Source organism: Myxococcus sp. AM009, assembly GCF_013372605.1.
In the GTDB taxonomy this organism is placed as follows: Bacteria; Myxococcota; Myxococcia; order Myxococcales; family Myxococcaceae; genus Myxococcus; species Myxococcus vastator.
Map to the genome: position 1 here is coordinate 1 of NZ_JABXEP010000159.1, position 17723 is coordinate 17723.

The 17723-nt window shown below is 70.5% G+C and carries 19 protein-coding genes and 1 rRNA gene; 13 read left to right on the forward strand and 7 right to left on the reverse strand.

Annotated elements, in window-relative coordinates:
• The 3 genes from HV824_RS29270 to HV824_RS29280 form a co-directional block, all read left to right on the forward strand.
• The coding region (locus HV824_RS29270) for an AAA family ATPase (RefSeq protein ID WP_176424745.1) at positions 1–1352 on the forward strand (1352 nt) is incomplete at its 5' end.
• A gap of 111 nt (positions 1353–1463) precedes the next feature.
• Complete coding sequence (locus tag HV824_RS29275) at positions 1464–2513, forward strand: NAD(P)-dependent alcohol dehydrogenase (protein WP_176421153.1); 1050 nt, start codon at positions 1464–1466, stop codon at positions 2511–2513.
• A 107-nt stretch (positions 2514–2620) separates the two neighbouring features.
• Positions 2621–2914 carry a FruA-associating protein, FapA gene (locus HV824_RS29280; RefSeq protein WP_176424746.1) on the forward strand — a complete coding sequence of 98 codons (294 nt, stop codon included), beginning with the start codon at positions 2621–2623 and terminating at the stop codon, positions 2912–2914.
• A 41-nt stretch (positions 2915–2955) separates the two neighbouring features.
• Here the strand turns inward: HV824_RS29280 and HV824_RS29285 are convergent, their stop codons facing one another.
• Entirely contained in the window at positions 2956–4212 is a 1257-nt protein-coding gene (locus HV824_RS29285; RefSeq protein ID WP_176424747.1) for an acyltransferase, read from the reverse strand.
• Positions 4213–4371: 159 nt separating this feature from the next.
• On the opposite strand from HV824_RS29285, the gene HV824_RS29290 reads away from it, so the two are divergent.
• Positions 4372–4986: an RNA polymerase sigma factor gene (locus tag HV824_RS29290; RefSeq protein ID WP_176424748.1), complete on the forward strand. Its 615-nt coding sequence runs from the start codon at positions 4372–4374 to the stop codon at positions 4984–4986.
• Positions 4983–5471 carry an anti-sigma factor gene (locus tag HV824_RS29295; RefSeq protein ID WP_176421156.1) on the forward strand — a complete coding sequence of 163 codons (489 nt, stop codon included), beginning with the start codon at positions 4983–4985 and terminating at the stop codon, positions 5469–5471. The genes HV824_RS29290 and HV824_RS29295 overlap by 4 nt, the downstream gene beginning before the upstream one ends.
• A 16-nt stretch (positions 5472–5487) precedes the next feature.
• Here the strand turns inward: HV824_RS29295 and HV824_RS29300 are convergent, their stop codons facing one another.
• Together HV824_RS29300 and glpD are read right to left on the reverse strand one after the other, a co-directional pair.
• Complete coding sequence (locus HV824_RS29300; protein WP_176424749.1) at positions 5488–7296, reverse strand: S8 family serine peptidase; 1809 nt, start codon at positions 7294–7296, stop codon at positions 5488–5490.
• 234 nt (positions 7297–7530) lie between these two features.
• Entirely contained in the window at positions 7531–9228 is a 1698-nt protein-coding gene (gene glpD, locus HV824_RS29305; RefSeq protein ID WP_176421158.1) for a glycerol-3-phosphate dehydrogenase, read from the reverse strand.
• 188 nt (positions 9229–9416) lie between these two features.
• Between glpD and HV824_RS29310 the strand changes: the two genes are divergently transcribed.
• The 4 genes from HV824_RS29310 to HV824_RS29325 all read left to right on the forward strand — a co-directional run bounded on the left by HV824_RS29310 (position 9417) and on the right by HV824_RS29325 (position 13754).
• On the forward strand, positions 9417–9830 hold the full coding sequence (locus tag HV824_RS29310) for a hypothetical protein (RefSeq protein ID WP_255208433.1): 414 nt from the start codon (positions 9417–9419) through the stop codon (positions 9828–9830).
• Between the two features lie 146 nt (positions 9831–9976).
• Positions 9977–12160: a TonB-dependent receptor gene (locus HV824_RS29315; RefSeq protein WP_176424750.1), complete on the forward strand. Its 2184-nt coding sequence runs from the start codon at positions 9977–9979 to the stop codon at positions 12158–12160.
• Positions 12157–12915 (forward strand): hypothetical protein, encoded by a 759-nt coding sequence (locus HV824_RS29320; RefSeq protein WP_176424751.1) that lies wholly within the window; start codon positions 12157–12159, stop codon positions 12913–12915. The genes HV824_RS29315 and HV824_RS29320 overlap by 4 nt, the downstream gene beginning before the upstream one ends.
• Positions 12912–13754, forward strand: a complete 843-nt coding sequence (locus HV824_RS29325) for a hypothetical protein (protein ID WP_176421161.1) — start codon at positions 12912–12914, stop codon at positions 13752–13754. Before HV824_RS29320 ends, HV824_RS29325 begins: the two co-directional genes overlap by 4 nt.
• A 113-nt stretch (positions 13755–13867) precedes the next feature.
• Here the strand turns inward: HV824_RS29325 and HV824_RS29330 are convergent, their stop codons facing one another.
• Positions 13868–14095, reverse strand: a complete 228-nt coding sequence (locus HV824_RS29330) for a hypothetical protein (RefSeq protein WP_176424752.1) — start codon at positions 14093–14095, stop codon at positions 13868–13870.
• Positions 14096–14305: 210 nt separating this feature from the next.
• Between HV824_RS29330 and HV824_RS29335 the strand changes: the two genes are divergently transcribed.
• The 3 genes from HV824_RS29335 to HV824_RS29345 all read left to right on the forward strand — a co-directional run bounded on the left by HV824_RS29335 (position 14306) and on the right by HV824_RS29345 (position 16193).
• Entirely contained in the window at positions 14306–14731 is a 426-nt protein-coding gene (locus HV824_RS29335; protein ID WP_176424753.1) for a hypothetical protein, read from the forward strand.
• Positions 14732–14842: 111 nt separating this feature from the next.
• A complete protein-coding gene (locus HV824_RS29340) occupies positions 14843–15187 on the forward strand; it encodes a hypothetical protein (RefSeq protein WP_176424754.1) in 345 nt (114 codons plus the stop codon).
• Between the two features lie 79 nt (positions 15188–15266).
• Positions 15267–16193: a lipopolysaccharide assembly protein LapB gene (locus HV824_RS29345; RefSeq protein ID WP_255208435.1), complete on the forward strand. Its 927-nt coding sequence runs from the start codon at positions 15267–15269 to the stop codon at positions 16191–16193.
• An 18-nt stretch (positions 16194–16211) separates the two neighbouring features.
• Here HV824_RS29345 and HV824_RS29350 read toward each other — a convergent pair whose 3' ends face one another.
• The gene (locus HV824_RS29350; protein WP_176421165.1) at positions 16212–16514 is read right to left on the reverse strand and encodes a hypothetical protein; all 303 of its coding nucleotides are present in this window, start codon (positions 16512–16514) and stop codon (positions 16212–16214) included.
• Between the two features lie 66 nt (positions 16515–16580).
• Here HV824_RS29350 and HV824_RS29355 point away from each other — a divergent pair, with 66 nt between their 5' ends.
• Entirely contained in the window at positions 16581–16781 is a 201-nt protein-coding gene (locus HV824_RS29355) for a SlyX family protein (RefSeq protein ID WP_176421166.1), read from the forward strand.
• A gap of 3 nt (positions 16782–16784) precedes the next feature.
• Here HV824_RS29355 and HV824_RS29360 read toward each other — a convergent pair whose 3' ends face one another.
• Positions 16785–17228, reverse strand: coding sequence for a hypothetical protein (locus HV824_RS29360; RefSeq protein ID WP_176421167.1), 444 nt, complete (start codon positions 17226–17228; stop codon positions 16785–16787).
• Between the two features lie 380 nt (positions 17229–17608).
• A 5S ribosomal RNA gene (rrf, locus tag HV824_RS29365) occupies positions 17609–17723 on the reverse strand; the annotation flags it as partial.

Genomic DNA, 17723 nt, shown 5'->3' on the forward strand with positions numbered 1-17723 from the left:
CCCCCAGGCAGGTGCCCCCGCCCACGAGCCGGCTGCCCCTCTCCGTGCTCCGGCCACCGGTGCTGGTGGGCCGCGAGCGCGAGTGGGCGCGGATGGAGGCCGCGTGGGAGGCGGGGCAGACCATCTTCATCTCCGGCGAGCCCGGCGTGGGAAAGACGCGCCTGGCCCATGACTTCGCGGCGTCGCGGGGCAGCTACCTGCTGCTGGAGGCGCGGCCCGGCGAGCAGAGCGTGCCGTACTCGTCGCACGTGCGGCTGGTGCGGCAGATGCTGGCCCGGGTGCCCGACCCGAACCTGCCGCGCTGGGTGCGGCGCGAGCTGGCGCGCCTGCTGCCGGACCAGGCCGGGCAGGAAGGCCTGCCCCCGCCCATGGCGGACGAGGCCGACCGCAGCCGCTTCCTGGAAGCGCAGTGCCAGCTCGTCTACCAGCTCGCCGCCACCGTGGACGCCATGGTCGCCGACGACCTCCAGTTCATGGACAGCGCCACCGCGGAGTTCGCGGTGCTGATGCTGTCGCGCCGCCACGCGCCCGAGCCCGGAGGCCGCTTCCCCCGCTTCATCGACACCTACCGGGCCGATGAGCTGTCGCCCCAGGCCACCGTCTTCGTCCAGCAGTTGGTGGCCGCGGGGCTGGCCATCCTCGTGGAGCTGCGGCCCCTGGGCTCGGCGGCGGTGGGCGCGCTGCTCCAGAGCCTGGAGCTGCCCGGCGCGGAGCAGCTGGCGCAGGACGTGACGCGGCACACCGGCGGCAACCCGCTCTTCATCACCGAGACGCTGAAGTACCTGCTGGAGACGGGCGGCCTGGAGCGCGGCTGGCCCGAACACGTCCCCGCCTCCGGCCGGGGCCAGCAGCTCATCCAGCAGCGGCTGGAGCGGCTGTCCCCCTCCGCGCTGCTGGTGGCCCGGCTGGCGGCGCTGGCGAAGACGGACTTCACGCTGGAGCTGGCCAGCGAGGTGCTGGAGATGAACCCGCTGGCGCTCGTCACGCACGTGGCGGAGCTGGAGGGCGCGCAGATTCTGAGGGGCGAGCGCTTCACCAATGGCCTGCTCTTCGAGGTGGTCCGCCAGGGCGTCCCCGGCGCGCTGGGCACGCTGCTCCACCGCCGGCTCGCCGTGGCCCTGGAGCAGCGCGGCGCCGCGCCCATCGTCGTGGCCCAGCACTGGCTGGACGGCCACGAGCCACGCCGCGCGGCGCCCTTCCTCGTCTCCGCCGCCAACGCGGAGGCCGCGGCCCTGCGCCACCTGGAGGCCGCCCTGCTCTTCCACCGCGCCGCCGCGCTGCTGGACGAGACGGGCCACGCCGATGAAGCGGCGCTCGTGCGAGGCCGCGTCCGCAACATCCCCACCGCGTAGCCCCGCCGCTCGAGGCACACGGCGAGCCCCTGTTACGCGCGAGCGACAGCGGACGCATATTCCGTTCTACCGAGCAGTGACACCACCCCAACCGCCAGGAGCGCACCCCTCATGATTCCCGTTCGCGGCTATGCCGCCCAGGACGCGAAGTCCCCCCTCGCCCCGTTCCAGTTCGAGCGCCGCGAGCCCGGCCCCAACGACGTGCAGCTTGAAATCCTCTACTGCGGCGTCTGTCACTCCGACCTGCACCAGGCGCGCGACGAATGGGGCGGCTCCCTGTTCCCCATGGTGCCCGGCCACGAAATCGTCGGCCGCGTCGTCCGCGTGGGGGACCAGGTGAAGAAGTTCAAGGTCGGGGACCTGGCGGGCGTCGGCTGCATGGTCGACTCCTGCCGCACCTGCCCCAGCTGCCAGGAAGGCCTGGAGCAGTACTGCGATGTCGGCAACATCCAGACGTACAACGGCAAGGAGAAGGACGGGCGGACGGTGACCCAGGGCGGCTACAGCGAGGCCATCGTCGTGGACGAGGCCTTCACGCTGAAGATTCCGGAGAACCTGGACCCGGCCGCCGCCGCGCCGCTGCTGTGCGCCGGCATCACCACGTACTCGCCGCTGCGGCACTGGAAGGTGCAGCCGGGTCAGCGCGTGGGCGTGGTGGGCCTGGGCGGGCTGGGCCACATGGGCGTGAAACTGGCCAAGGCCATGGGCGCCCACGTCACCGTCTTCAGCCACACCGACCGCAAGAAGCAGGACGCCGCGCGCCTGGGCGCCGACGCCGTCGTGGTCTCCTCGAACAAGGAGGAGATGGCCGCGCAGACGGGCAGGTTCGACTTCATCCTCGACACCGTCTCCGCGCAGCACGACCTCAACGCGTACCTGCGGCTCCTGCGCCGGGACGGCCACCTGGTGCTCGTCGGCGCCCCGGAGCGGCCGCTCGACGTCCGTCCGTTTTCCCTCATCCCCATGCGGCGGAGCTTCTCGGGCTCGATGATTGGGGGCATCCAGGAAACACAGGAAATGCTAGAGTTCTGCGGTAAGCACGGCATCGTCTCCGACATCGAGCTGATTTCCATCCAGCAGGTGAACGACGCCTACGAGCGGCTGCGGAAGGGAGACGTGAAGTACCGGTTCGTCATCGACCTCGCGAGTCTGCGGAAGTAGCCGCCGGGGAGCGTTGGCCCTGGAGGGCGGGACAGTGCACGCCATTGCACATCGTCCTGCCCCACTGGTCAGGTGCCTGCTCGCCATCCGGTGCGAATTCTCAGCGCATGACTACGACGATTGCACAGGCCGGCTTCGTGAAGGTGACGTCCCCGTACCCCGAGGAGCAAGAGTTGATGGAGCCAGGGCTCACCGCCCCCACGCCCCAGAAGGCAGCCCAGCTTCGCCAGAAGGCGAGCCAATGGCTCAGCCGTGCACAGAAGGAGCTGCACGACGCCATCTTCGCGCGGGACGGCTCGGAGGCGGGACTGGACCGTTTTGCCAGCGCCCGCGCGGAGCTCGACTCGGCGGAGGCGTGGGCCCTGCGCGTCGCGGAAGCCTTCTCCAAGCGCCGTGATTGACGGCGAGCCGGGAGCCCCGTCGCCGGGAACTCCCGCGGACGTCACGCCACCCGGGCGGGCGCCTCGGTCCGCTCGGCCTGGGCGCCCTCCGGCAGCGACACCGGCGCCGGCAGCGACACCGGAGCGGGGCGCGGCCCGTAGGGGAAGAAGTCCTTGAGCTTCAGCATGTGCTTCTCGAAGAGGTTCCAGCTCACCAGCGCGAGCCCCAGTGAGAGCCCCGCGGCCACCACGTAGAAAACCAGCTGCATGGGCATGTCCGAGCCCGCCACCGTCTTCAGCGGCGTCTTCAGCACCGTGCGGCGCAGGATGGCGTCCAGCGGCGAGTGGATGAGGTAGATGGCGTAGCTGTACTTGCCGAAGGTGAGCAGCAGCCGCGTCGTGAGGAAGCGGTGCAGGACGTGGCCCTTGGAGACAGCCACCGCCTTATACACGCACACGGCGTAGAGCACGGCGATGGCGGTGTAGCCGCCCGTGCGCTTCACCAGCTCGAAGGTGGGGCCCACCGGCAGCACCACCAGGGCGAGCACCACCGGCACCGAGGCCCAGGCCGCCCAGCGCATCCACGGGAACGCCTTCAGCCCCAGCCCCTCCGGGTGGCGCAGCGCCATGGCCAGCAGGCCGCCCATGGCCAGCGAGTCCACGCGGCAGAACGTCACCACATAGGTGCTCTCGATGCTGGCCCCGTACAGCGTGAGCCCCACGCGCACCAGGATGGCCATGGCGATGGTGCCCAGGCACAACCGAATGGCGCCCCGGTACGACACCGCGGCGATGAGGAAGGGCCAGACGATGTAGAACTGCTCTTCAATCGCCAGCGACCACACCACGCCGAGGATGGGGTGCGTGGTGTCCACCCACAGCTGGTAGAAGTTGGAGAGGTACAGCAGGTACCAGACGGCGCCGTCGGTGGTGATGCGCTCGTCCAGGCCCAGCCGGCCCGCCAGCGACGGCAGCACCAGGAACGACACCGCCAACGCCAGGTAGTAGAGCGGGAAGATGCGCAGGAAGCGGCGCATGTAGAAGTTGCGGAAGAAGTACGGCCGGCCCTTCGCCTCCCAGAGGATGCCGGTGATGAGGAAGCCGGAGAGGACGAAGAACAGGTCCACGCCCGTCCATCCGGCGCCGGCCAGCCACCACGTCACGCGCCCCGCCACGCTCTGGTCGCTCAGGTGGGTCGTGTGGAAGAACACCACCAACAGGACGGCGAGGCCTCGCACACCGTCCAGCACCGGCAGGTGGCCCTGCAGGCGCGGAGCGTGCGCCGTGGGTGCATCCACACGGCCAGAGTTCAAGGACATGAAAGTTCTCTTACCAACAACGACTGTCATTCAACAAGACCACCACCCGGCGTGCGTGGGATTGCGGTGTGGGGTGTCCGTCCTGCCACCAGGCAGCCAGGCGCGGGAAAAACGCACGCGCGCGTGAAACTCCCGGGCTGCTCGTGACACCTTGGTGCCGTGGCCCTCCTCTCCGCGATGAAAATGGTGCTGGCAGGTGCGCCCCCGTCCGACACGGACCGGGAGCGGACGCTGCTGCGCCGGGCGCGCACGGGTGACCCCGCGGCCTTCCGCTGGCTGTTCGAGCGGCACGCCGCGGGGGTGTGGCGCTTCTTGAAGGACTTGCTGCGCGACGAGGCGGCGGCGGACGAAGCCACGCAGGAGACCTTCGTCCGCGCCCATGCGCGGCTGGGCGCGCTCCGCGACGAGGACCGGCTCGGCGCGTGGCTGCTGGGCATCGCCCGGCACGTGTACCTGGAGTCGCTGCGGCACCGGGGCCTCCATGTGGACATGGACGATGAAGTCCATGGCAGCCAGGTGGAGGCGGTGCTGCCCACGCCCACGCCGGAGGACCTGCTCCTGGACCGGGAATTGGAAGGACTGCTGGCGGGCGCGCTGGGGAGGCTGCGCGAGGACCGGCGCGCGGCGCTGCTGCTGCGCATCGACCATGGCCTGCCCTACGAGGAGATTTCAGCGGTGATGGGCTGGTCGCTCCAGAAGGTGAAGAACGAAATCCACCGCGCGCGACTCCAACTGCGCGAGCAACTGGCCGCACACGTCGGAGGCCACTCATGAGCGCTTGTCGCGAAACCGAACTGGACGCGCTGCTGGCCGACGAGCTCGCCCCCGAGGACGCCACGCGGGTCCGCGCGCACGCCCAGGCCTGCCCCGCCTGTCAGCACGCGCTGAGCTGGCTGCGCGCGGAGCGTGGGTGGATGGCGCAGCGAGCGCGGCGCATGCCGGCCCGGCCCGCCCTGGACTTCGCCGCGCTGGAGTCCCGGCTGCGAAAGCCCGTGGTGCCCGCCGCCCCGAAGGTCAGCTGGTTGCACTGGGGGAAGATGCTGACCGCCGCCCTGGCGTCGGTGGCCTTCGTGGGCCTCACCACGCTCCAGGTGACGCGCATCCCAAGCACCGACGAGCCCTGGACCCGGAACGACGCGCTCGTCACCGCCACCCGGGCCGTCGACTGGTGTGACGACCCTTCACGGGAAGCCGTGGCGGCGCTGGAAGCCCGCGTGGGGGCGTGCCTGGTGGCCTCCCCCCTGATGACCCTGCGCTGACGCCGGCCGCGGTGAACTACGGCACCGGGGTCAGCAGTCCCTCGGCGTACTCAACGGCGTCCGCCGCCTGCACCAGGCCATTGCCGTAGTTCGGATCCCACCCGTCCGGGCCCAAATCCCGGGCCGTGTCGAGCAGGGCGGCGCGCACCTTCTCCGCATCGAGCTGCTGGGGATTCAGGCTCCACACCAGGGCCGCCACGCCGGCCACGTGCGGCGTCGACATGGAGGTGCCCGTCTGCAGCGCATAGTCCAGGCCGGTGACGTCCAGCGTCACGTCCTGCCCCATGAGCTCGCGCAGCACGTTGGCCGACTCCAGGGACACGGAGACGGTGGGCACCCACAGCCTGGACGGCCCGTTGAGCGTGAAGTTGCCCGTGCCCTCCTCCGCGGTGTGGTTGCCGATGATGACGGCCTTCGCTCCGGCGCGGATGGCGTTGCGCACCTTCTCCTCGAAGAGGATGCCGCCGCCGCGGTCCACGTAGGCGACGAAGCCCTCGCAGGTGGCGGCCTCTCCACAGTCGGACATGCTGCTGCCCAGTCCGCAGTTCACCAGCCGCCCCGAATAGGCGCCCACGGCCGAGTACTCCAGGGGGTTGGACATGAACTGCTGGCCGCTCGCGGCCACCTCGCCATACGGCGCCCCTCCGATGATGGTGGCGCTCAGCACGCCCACGCCGGGGGCCACCAGGTTGATGCCCACGCCGTACTGGGAGAAGCTGGCCCACTCCCCCGCGAAGGTCACCGCGCCCACGCCCACCACGGAGTCGTACCCGGCTGGGAAGGACACCTCGCCCGCGCCGGAGTTGCCCGTCGCCGCGATGGCCAGCACGCCATTGGCCTTTGCCTGGCTGAAGGCCAGCGCCTCGGCCTCGTTGTCCGACGAGGCGCCCAGCGACAGCGACACGATGTTCGCCCCCTGCTCCTGGCACCACTCGAGCGCGGCGATGACCTTCATGGTGTCGCCCGTGCCGCGCTCGTTCAGCACCCGGGCAATCAGCAGCGACGCGGTGGGGGCCACGCCCACCGTGCCGTTGGGGTCCTCGCCCAGCCGCACCCGGCCGCCCCCGCCCAGCTGCGCGGCGATGGTGGCCGCGGTGTGCGTGCCATGTCCGCCGCCCCACAGCAGCACGTTGCCCTGCGAGTCCACCTGCGCGTCCAGCGCCAGCGCGTTGGCGGACCCGCTGATGAAGTCCTTGCCGCCGATGAAGGCGGCCTGCAGCTCCGGGTGACGGTTGTCCCAGCCACTGTCAATGACGCACACCTTGATGCCCGTGCCCGAAGGCCGGCCCGCATCGAGGACCCCGTCGTTGTTGGCGTCCCAGACCTGGTTGGCCTGCACCATCTTCAGGCCCTCGGTGTACTCCCCCACGGAGCCCACGGTGTTGACCGGTGGCGGCGGCTGTACGCCGAGAAACGCCTGCGCGGGCAGCGGTGGGCGCGACATCCCCAGGGCGTACACCGGACGGTTGGGCGACACCGACACCACGTCCGGATTCTGGGCGAGCGCCTCGCGCGCTTCGGGTGACACCCGGGCGGACAGCATGTTCAGCGACGGGACGCGCTGCTTCACCTGCCCTCCGGCGCGCGTCACCTCGTCGGCGAAAGCCTCCGTGTTGGCCTGCGCGGTGGCGAAGACGCGCTGCCGGAAGGCGATGATGACGTCCTCCGCGCCATCGTCCGTCAGGGCCGCCTCGCTTCGCGCCGCGGACACCACCGCCGGCGGCTGGGACATTCCCTCGGTGCCCGGGCACGCCTTGGGCTCATCCTCCGACGAGCCACACGCCATCAGCCCACCGACCAGACCCAGCCAGACGCAACGCTTCATTTCACGCTCCTCGAGTGCCCCGTCAAGCAGGCGTCGTACGGCACGGCGCGGCTGATGGATTTCCAGGGACGCGCATGAACGGGAAGACACCTGCTTCCGTTCCCGGAGCGCAAGTTAACCACGTCAGCGAACCGGCCGCTCGCGCCCCTGTTCGTGGCAGGACGTGCTGGGCGAGCGGCCAGCGGGCGCGGCCGTGCGCCAGCGAACGCTCCGCTGAGCGGAGCGTTCGCCCTCTCACGCCTCGGCGGGGTCCACGCCGAAGACGCGGAGCGCATCGGCGGCATAGACCTCCAACTGCCGCTGCGTCTGCGCGGCGTCCCAGCCCAGCCGGGGCGCCATGACCTCGGCCGCCACGCGCGCGGCCGCGTGCCCCTGGTCACGCGTCTCGAACGCCACCTTGAGGCGGCGGATGAGCAGGTCCGACAAGGTGTGCACCAGCTCATGGCTGACACCCCAGGCGGCCTCGGCGGCACGGTAGGGAAGCCCCTCGGCGAGCGGCCGGGCCAGCGCGGCGTCCTCTCGCGTGAGGGCCCACACGCGGCGCCAGCGGCTGCCATAGGCCCGCACCAGGTGGACGGCCGTGGCGTCGTCTCCCACCTCGGCGCGAGCCGCGGCGAACTCGGCGTCCAGCGCGCGGATGTCTCCACCGGGCAGGGGCAGCGTGTCCGTGGGCGAGCGGCGGCGGGGCTGCCCCATGCGGCGCTCCACCGCGTCCACCACGTCGCGCGCCATGACGCGGTAGGTGGTGAGCTTGCCACCGCTGATGGCGAGCACGCCGGACGGGCTCACGTCGATGGCGTGCTCCCGGCTGGCGCTGCCCGCGTCGGCCTGCGTGCCCTGGTAGCCGCTGGCCACCAGGGGCCGGATGCCGGCCCACGCGCTCACCACGTCCGCGCGAGTGAGGCGCGCCTCGGGGAAGAAGGCGTTGGCGGACTCCAGCAGGTAGGCCACGTCGGACTCGCTGGCGCGGACCTCCGCGGGGTGCGCGCGCGTGGACGTCTCCGTGGTGCCAATGATGGTGAAGTTGTCGGCGGGCAGCACGAACATCACCCGGCCATCCTTGGGGGACAGCAACGTGAAGGCATCGCGGTGGTTGACGCGCTCGCGCGGCACGGCGAGGTGGACGCCCTTGCTGCCGCGCACGGCCGGGCTCGTCCCGTTCGGCGCGTCCAGCCGGCGGATTTCATCGCTCCAGGGGCCGGTGGCGTTGACGATGACCCGGGCGCGCACGGTGACCTCCTCGCCGGTGAGGTGGTCCACCACCGTCGCGCCGTGCGCCTGTCCCTGCTCCAGGACGAGCCCCTTCACCGCCGCGTGGTTGAGGACGACGGCGCCCGCCTCGGACGCGCCCACGGCGTTGGCCAGGGTGAGGCGCGCGTCGTCCGTGGCCGCGTCGTAGTAGCGAGCGCCCCCCTTGAGGTGGTCGGTGCGCAGGCCGGGCTCGGCCGCGTGGACCTGCCGGGCGTTGAGCCGCCGGTAGCCCTTCACGTTCCGGAAGAGGGAGAGGGCGTCATAGAGCATGAGGCCCGCGTTGAGCTTCCAGCGGGGCACGCGGGCGCCCGCGTACACCGGCCAGATGAAGGCGAGCGGGCGCACCAGGTGCGGGGCGAGCCGCAGCAGGCGCTGACGCTCGATGCTGGATTCGAAGACGAGGCCCAGGTGGCCGAGCTCCAGATAGCGGAGGCCGCCGTGGATGAGCCGGGACGAGCGGCTGGAGGTGCCACTGGCGAAGTCGTCGCGCTCGACGAGCGCCACCTTCAGGCCCCGGAGCGCGGCATCCCGCGCCGAGCCCGCGCCGGTGACACCGCCCCCGATGATGAGGACGTCGAAGGTCTCCGTGGCCAGGGCCCGCAGGCGCGCTGTGCGGGACGGAGGCGGAGGTACCTCTGCATTGGAGACAACACGGCTGAGCGCGACGGATTCAGAACGCACGGCACAAGTGTAGCGATGTTGGTCGGCGAGGGCAGCGGAAACCAATGCGCTGCGTCAAGCGCGCTACATGGAGCGAGGCCGCATGTGTCCGCGAGGCCCCCATCCGAGGGGGGACGGCGCCTTGCGCGTCTGGATGAAGACAGATAGGAGGCGGCCGACCCCTCCCCTCACCCCGGGGCTCCACGGCCTTGTTGAACCCCCACGACCGACGCGACCTGGCGAGCCTGGGACTGATGGTCCTGGTGTACGGGCTCGTGGTGGCGCCGGCGCTGCACGCGGTGGTGGAGCACGGCGATGGGGGTCATCACCACCCCCATGCCCACGCACACCCGCACGGGCGCGCCCACGCGCACGGTGCGAGGAGCGAGCACGCCCAGCCTGACGATGAAGGCGCGGGGGACGCCGCGCCCGCCGGTGAGCGGAAGCGCGGGCACGAGCACCTGACGGGCTCCGTGGAGCACCTGCAGGCGGTGGCGCTGGCGTGGGCGGTGATGAAGCTGCCGCGCGTGCGCGAGGTGTCGTGGCTGGCGGAGGTCCAGCGCGGCCCCGCACGGCCCCCTGGCGCCGCGGTGCGGCCGACGGCGATGCCCCAGGGCCCGTAGCCGTCATCATCCCTTCTCGCATCCAGCGCAGGGAGCCACGCGTGCGGGGCACGCCTGGGTCCGTGTGTCCTGCCTGCTGACTCACTCTTGAACCCGTCTCGGTGGGGTCACTCCCTGAGGCGTCATGTGCCGCGCGAAGTCCGTGCGTGTGCAGGACGCCGCGGCAAGGGGCCTGCGCCGCCGTGTGTCCGTACGTGCCCGTGCTCCTCGTTGCCGCGCTGTCATCGTGTGTCCTCGCCTCGGCTGGCGGGTCAGCACCATCCGAGTCCACAGCCAGGACGTCCGCCGAGGCTTCAGCGGAAGCGGCCCCGTCCCAGGCCCATGCGCCCGGGCAGCAGGACGACCGGGCCAAGGAGCCGCCGTCAAAGTCCACGGTGGTGCGCGGCGCGCGCCCCGCGCAGAGCGCGTCCGAGGTGACCCTGGGCCGGGACATCCTGGACGCGGCGCCACGCAGGAACGCGGTGGACCTCCTGCGAGCCGTGCCCGGCCTCGTGGCCTCGCAGCACAGTGGAGAGGGCAAGGCCCAGCAGCTCTTCCTCCGAGGCTTCGACGCGCTGCACGGCCAGGACGTGGAGCTCGACGTCGGCGGCCTGCCGGTGAACGAGGTGAGCCACATCCACGCGCTGGGCTACGCGGACCTCAACTTCGTCATCCCAGAGGTCGTGCAGGCGCTCGAGGTGACGGAGGGCTCCTACCGCGCCGCGCAGGGCGACTTCGCCGTCGCGGGAACGGTCCGCCTGGACCTGGGCGTCGCCGAGCCCGGCGTCCACCTCTCGGGCACACTCGGTCAGTACGGCCAGCGCCGGCTCGTGGCCACGGTGCGTCCGGGAGACGACGCGGGAACCTTCGCCGCGGTGGAACTGGGTGAAGGAAGCGGCTTCGGCGCTCAGCGGGGCTACGGCCGCGCCTCGCTCCTCGCCCAGGCCCACGCGACCTTCGGAGCGGGGCTGACGGTCCGCGCGCTCGGAGGCAGCTACGTCACGCGCTTCGACTCCCCGGGCGTGGTGCGCGAGGACGACCTGCGCTCGGGCCGCGGCGACTTCTTCTCCGCCGCCCTGGGCCGACAGGGCGGCTCGGTGTCGCGGCACCAGTTGCTGCTCGGCATGGACCTGCCGCGCACGGGAAGCGGGCGCACGAAGCTGGAGGTCTTCGGCATCCTCTCGGACCTGCGGCTGCGCAACAACTTCACGGGCTTCCGTGTCGACGAGCGCGGTGACGGCCTGGAGCAGACGAACAACGCCACCACGCTGGGCGCCCGCGCCGAACATCGGAGGTCGGTAACAGCCTTCGGCCGCCCGGTCGCGCTGGAGCTGGGACTGGGCGCGCGGCGAGACAGCGTGGAGCAGACGCAGCGGCGCTACCGCGAATCCGACGGCACCTTCTTCTCCGACGAGATTGACGCGGCCTTCACCCAGACGGACGTCTGGGGCTGGGCCGAGGCCCGCATGCCGCTGGGCCGCTGGAGCTTTCGATTGGGGGGACGCGCGGACGCGCTGGGCGTGGAGGTCTTCGACGCGCTCGCCTTCCGGGATCCGCGCTACTACGACGGACAGGGCTATTCGCGCAGCGCCTTCGGCGTCCACCTGGGCACGAAGGCGGGCGTGGAGTACGCGCTGGGGGAGGACGCGGACGCCTGGCGCCTGTTCGCCAGCTACGGTGACGGCTTCCGCTCGCCGCAGGCGCGCAGCCTCTCGGAGGGCGAGCGCGCCCCGTTCGTCTCCATCCGAGGCGCGGAGCTGGGCTCGCGCAAGGACGGCGAGCGCTGGGCCCTGCAGCTCAGCCTCTTCGGCTCGCAGGTGGACAACGACTTCTTCTTCGACCACACGGTGGGCACCACCGTGTACACGGGCCAGACGCTGCGCTCGGGCGTCTCCGCCGCGCTCCAAGCGCGCCCACTGCCCGGGCTCGTCACCTCGGTCAGCGCCACGTTCGCCCACGCCTATGTGCGGGCGTCGGACACGCTGCTGCCCTACTTCGCGCCCTTCGTCGCGCGCGCCGACGTGGGCTGGGACGGACCGCTGACGTGGGCGTGGCTCGGGGGCAGCACGCTGTCGCTGGGCACGGGGCTCACCTTCATCGGTCCACGGCCGCTGCCGTTCAGTGAGCGCAGCGCCACCGTGTTCCTCGCGGATGCGCACGTCGCCCTCCGCCGGGGCGAACTGGGGCTGCGGCTGGAGGTCTCGAACCTGCTCGACGCGCGCTGGAGGGACGGCGAGTTCGTCTACGGCTCGCGCTTCGACCCTGGCGCCGCGGCGAGCCTCGTCCCGGCAAGACATTTCACCGCGGGGTCGCCTCGGATGGCCTCGCTCTCCCTGGAGGTCCACCTATGAATCGCAGACACATCCTCACCGGCGCGCTGGCCCTGGCCGCCGCGTCCACGCCCCTGAGCGGCTGTGGCAGCGAAGCGGAGCGGCGCACCTTCCCCGTGGAGGTGACGTCCACGCCCATGACGGGGGCCAACGAGCGAGGCTGGACGGTGACGGTGGAGTCCGCGCATCTCTCCGTGGGCCCGGTGCGCTTCTTCGAGGGCCGCGCACTGACGGCCCGCCGCTTCGACTGGTACACGCTCATGGGCGGCACGGCCCTGGCCCACCCTGGGCACTACGCACCGGGCGACGCGCTGGCCGAGGTGCTGACCACCCACACGGTGGACCTGCTCACCGGCGCCACGCTGGGCGACGCGAGCGCGGTGACGGGCGAGTACGGCTCCCTGGAGCTGACGTTGACGGCCCCCACGCAGGCCACCGACTCGCAGGGCGTGCTGAGCGGCCAGGCGATGCGCGTCCGCGGCACGGCGCGCGACGAGGAGGGCATGGAGCGGCGCTTCGACGCGGTAACGAGCCTGTCCAAGCCCATCCAGGGCGTGCGCTTCGAGAAGTCCCTGGGGATGGAGGCGGGCCGCGTGCGCATCGCCGTGAACCTGGGGACGTGGCTGGGCCGCATTGACTTCGCCACCGCGACCGATTCGGACGCGGATGGCGTCTACACCTTCCCCGCCGACAGCCAGGCGCAGAACGCGCTGGTGCGCGGCGTGGAAGACACCACTGCCTACGACGTGACGTGGGTGGAAGGAGCTGCGCAATGAAGAAGTGGATGCTGGGGCTTTCCTGTCTGGGACTGATGGCGTGCAGCAGTGACGGTGCGGGCACGGTGACGTTCACCACCTACGGCGAGGACTACATCGAGCAGGAGATTCCCGCGGCCGTGGATGGCGAGGACGGCATCGTGGACGGCTGGACGGTGCGCTTCAGCAAGTTCCTCGTGGTGCTCGGCGAGGTGAAGGTCGGCAACCACGACGAGACGGCCGTCGAGATGACGCAGGCGCGGGTGTTCGACGTGCACAAGCCCGGCCCCGTGGTGGTGGAGACGTTCCGCGACGTGCCGGCCCAAGCGTGGGACCACGTCAGCTTCGCCATCGCGCCCAACGCCAACGCCGTGGCGGGCAACGCGGACGCCGCGGACGTCACGCGGATGAAGGACGGCGGCTACTCCGTCTACCTGGAGGGCACGGCGACCCAGCGCGATGAGACCAAGCGCTTCGCCTGGGGCTTCACCACCAACACCGTCTACGAGCACTGCGAGAGCCCCGGCCTGGGCGAAGGGGTGACGGTGCCCAAGGACGGCGAGGAGACGGTGCAGCTCACCATCCACGGCGACCACCTCTTCTTCGACGACCTGCAGTCGCCAGACGCGCAGATGCGCTTTGACGCACTGGCCGCCGCGGACAGCCTGGGCATCGCGGGTCCCGACGGCGAGGTGACGCTCGAGGAGCTGGCGGCGGTGGACCTGACGGAGCTGCCGTCGGGCCAGTACGGCACGGGGGGCGTGGGCAACGTGCGGACGCTGCGCGACTTCGTCACGGCGCTGACGCGCAACCTGGGGCACTACCGCGGCGAAGGTGAGTGCGAGCCCCGAGCGCGCTGACGCCACGCTGTTTGAATGCTGGCGCGGCGGCACGGCGAAGCGGACCTGCCACCGCGCCAGCATGCGTCTCCAGGCCCGGGGCCGACCCTCCCCGGGCCTGGAGCCTTCAAGGCTCAGCTCTTGTTGGGCGAGGAGCCAGACGAGTTCGCCGCGGAGTTCCCCCCCGCCGGGTTGTTCCCGCTGTTGTTGCTCCCGCCGTTCGGGCTGTTGCCCGGCTGCCGAGGGCTGTTGGGGTTCATTTGGTTGGAGCGGTTGTCCTGCGACGCCTTGTGCGCGGGGTTGTTCGGATTCTTGGAGTTGGCGCGCTGGTCGTTCTGGTTCTTGCCGCTGTCCTTGCTCATGGACCTACCTCGGGAGTCCCCAAGCGAAAGTGCCGGGGAGGCTCGAAACTAGGAAGCGGCCCGGGTGGGAACACTCGTGCGGAGGTGTTCGTCCGGTGTCGGGAAGCACACGACTTCGCTCGGCGCCTGACACGGAATGCGCGAGCCACGGCTTCGCCAGATGCCGCGGCGAACAAGGGTGCCTACCTCGTGCCCAGGAGGTGAGGCGGCGTGAGGACGGTCACGTACGAGCGCAGTGGGCGAACGAACACGGGCGCACAGGCGCTCCGCCTGGAGGGCATGAAGCACCTGAGGGTGCTGGAGCAGGGTGAGGTGGTCAGCGAGCGCGACCTCACCGGAGCGGAAATCCAGCGCCTGGGCCCGCTCTTCGAAGAAGCGAGCCGGGCCCCGGCACCCGTGGTCATGGTTCCGCAAGCAGGCGGGCCGGACGCTCTCGCGGTGACGCTCGCCTTCGAGGACGAGGAGTCTCCCCGCGTGCGCGTCGCTGCCGAGCGGCTTCCAGCCCAAGGCGCGGGTCCCCTCTATGACACCCTGCTCGCGGAGCTGGACCGCCTGCTGACGGCCGAGCTGCATGCCCGGGCGCCGCGCCACGCACACGCGGTGCTGCCGCACCAGTTGCGTGAAGAAGAGCAGTAGCACCGGCCCGCCGGCTCGTGCCGCCCGTCCAGGCAAGCTGCTCCTCGGGCGGGCGGGAGCGAACCTGTGGCCAGGGTTGCTGGCGAGCCCTGCTTCTGTGAAGACAGGAGCATGAGGCGCGTGCAGTTGTCCGTGCATCGCACGGTGGGAGAAGCACGGCTTCTGGCGGGTGCGCTGGAAGCCATGGGTATGTCGGTAGAGGTACGTGGAGAAGCCCTTGCCCCTTTGAGCGGCGAGATTCCGAGCGCGGAGACCTGGATAGAGCTGTGGGTGGAGCCGCGCGACCTCGAGCACGCGAAGGGCCTCCTGGCGGAGCTCCAGGAGAATCAAGAGCAGGCCGAGCGGTCGGTGGAGTGTCCACGGTGCCGCGAAGAGAACCCCGGCAACTTCGAGCTGTGTTGGAGCTGTGGCCTGGAGCTGCCCGAGGGGCTACGTCCAATACTGCGGGCGGTGTAATAACAGGATGACCGGTGAGGCGGAGTACCCGCCTCGGGGAGCTTCGGAAGTGCAGGGAGCAGAGGGAGCGCGTCGCCGCATGCTGAGCCGGGGGACACGAAGCCTGCTCATCGTGTGCACGGTGGTGACGCTCATCCACCTCATTCCGCTCTTCATCCCCAGGAACATGCCCGAGCAGCAGCTGTCCATCGCACGGGCCATGTCGAGCGTGTCCCAGCGTGTCCCGTTCCTGCGGCCCCTGAAGGACGACGCGAAGGCCACGCCGGCGGAGCTGCGAGAGGCCGCGACGCTGCTGCTGGAGGGGGCGCCAGATGACGCCCACGCGCTGGCCCGGGAGGCGGAGCGCCGGAATCCCCAGGAGGTCGAAACCCAGCTCCTGCTGGCGAGAATCTGCGACGTCGAACGGATGAGCCGGTGTGTGAGCACGGCCCTGTCACGCGCGGAGACCCTGGCCCCACGAGACGCGCGGCCAGACCTGCTCCGAGCCGAGCTGGAAGAGAAGGACGGGGACGTCGTGGGCGCGGCCGAGGCGATGGCGCGGGCCCATGGCAAGGCGCCCGGCGACCCGCTGGTCGGACTGCGTTACGTCCACCTGCTGAGCGCGGCGAAGCGAGGCGACGAGGCGCTGGCCGTCCTCCGAAAGCTCGAGGGGCGGCTGCCCCATGCCAGGCTCTTGGTGGAACAAGGCCGGGTACACAGCAGGGAGGGACACGACACTGAAGCGGTGAAGCTCTTCCGCGCGGCGGTGGCCGAGGACCCCAAGCTCAGCATGGGCTTCTTCGAGCTCGGGCTCGCCTGGCATCGACTTGGCAGGGTGGATACCGCTGAAGAGGCCCTGCGCCAGGCGGACCGGCTGGACCGGGCAGACCCCAAGGCGCTGGCGGCCCTCTGCGCGATTCAGCTCAAGGAGCGGCGCGTCGACGACGCCCGGCTCACGCGAATGGACCTTGAGCGGCGTTTTTCCGGGCAGCCGGAGCTGATTCGGAAGTCCTGCAGCATTCCCTGATGCGAAGGGGCCGGAGACCTACTCCCGAGGCTCACTGCCGCGAATCTGCCGGAGCATGCGGGCGGAGGCCTTCACCTCGAAGTCCACGGCCCCATCGACGCGCTCGGTGCGCACGACGGCCTGCAGGTAGGGAACCGCCTCCGCATCGCGCGCCTGCTGGAAGAGCAGCTCCCCCAGTGCAAAGCGAGCCCGCGTGAGCAGGACGATGTCCTCGGCCGCCACGGCGGCATCAATGGCGTCGCTGAGAGCGGACTCGGCCATCTCGGGCTGGTTCCGAGCGAGCAGCTCACGGGCACGCTGGATGTGTTCGTCGACGTTCATGTGGAGAGAGCAAGGTTCAACCAGGTGGGGACGCAGGCCGCCTCGCCGGGATATGGGTGAGTGCCCATGGACGAGAAGCGAATCGCCGAGCTGGAAATCCGCTACATGCACCAGCAGGAACTGCTGCAGGAGCTCAGCGGCGTGCTGTACGAACAGCAAAAGGTCGTTGACCGGCTGCGAGCAGAGGTGGACCGGCTCAAGCAGAAGCTAGAAGCCGAGCCCGGCATGGTGGACGCCCGTCATGACGAGCGTCCACCGCATTACTGAGGCTCAGAACTTGTAGCCGAGCCGCAGACCAATGGTCGGGTTGGGCTCCAGGTAGCCCACCTCGAGACCGATGCTCGCGGCCTTGCCCTGAAGGCCAAAGCCAAACGCGGCATGCGCCCGGAAGGTGTCGCCACGGCCAAACACGAACCAGGGACCGACCATGCCTTCAAGGTAGACGCCGGACCTGGCGAGGTTCGCACGCAGGACCAGGTCCACCGGGACACCGATGTCGTTGCCCTCGGTGATGAGCATCGCACCGAAGCGAGCCCCAACAGTCAAAGGCCCCGCGAGCGGCGTCTCGACGCCCAGCGTGAAGTTGAAGGCCGCGCTCTCATCAATCCAATAGTCAGCCCCAAGCCCGACACGGACAGCAGCCTCTGAGTTCGTGGGAACGAGGAAGAGGCCGGCCGCGAGCAGCGCGCCAAGGCAAGGACGAAGCAGCTTCATTCGAGAGGCTCCTCTCAACACCGCGGGGGAGCCCACACTCAACCAAGCCGAGCGCGCCGATGCCAGCCACACGGAGCTCCAAATCGTCAAAGGCAGTCGCAGCGGAAGGCAGCGACTCACAGCGGACGCAGGACGTTCACTGCAACACGGCGCGCTGCTCACGAGCCCGCTTCGCAGCTGCAGAATCGGTTGGCGCGGCGAAAGAAGCGGCGCGGGCCGAGCACCCGCTGGTGCTGGCCACCACGGCGGCGCTGCTGACGGTGGGCGGCGTGCGCAGGCTGCGCCTGGCGCGGCCCCCGCGGTGACGGGCGAAACCCAAGCGGCCCAAAAACAGAAAACCCCCGGTGTCCACGAGGGACACCGGGGGTTTCTCAAAAAGAATCCGGCAGCGACCTACTCTCCCGCGCGGTTTCCCGCGAAGTACCATCGGCTCTGGAGGGCTTAACTTCCGTGTTCGGGATGGGAACGGGTGGAACCCCTCCGACATAGCCACCG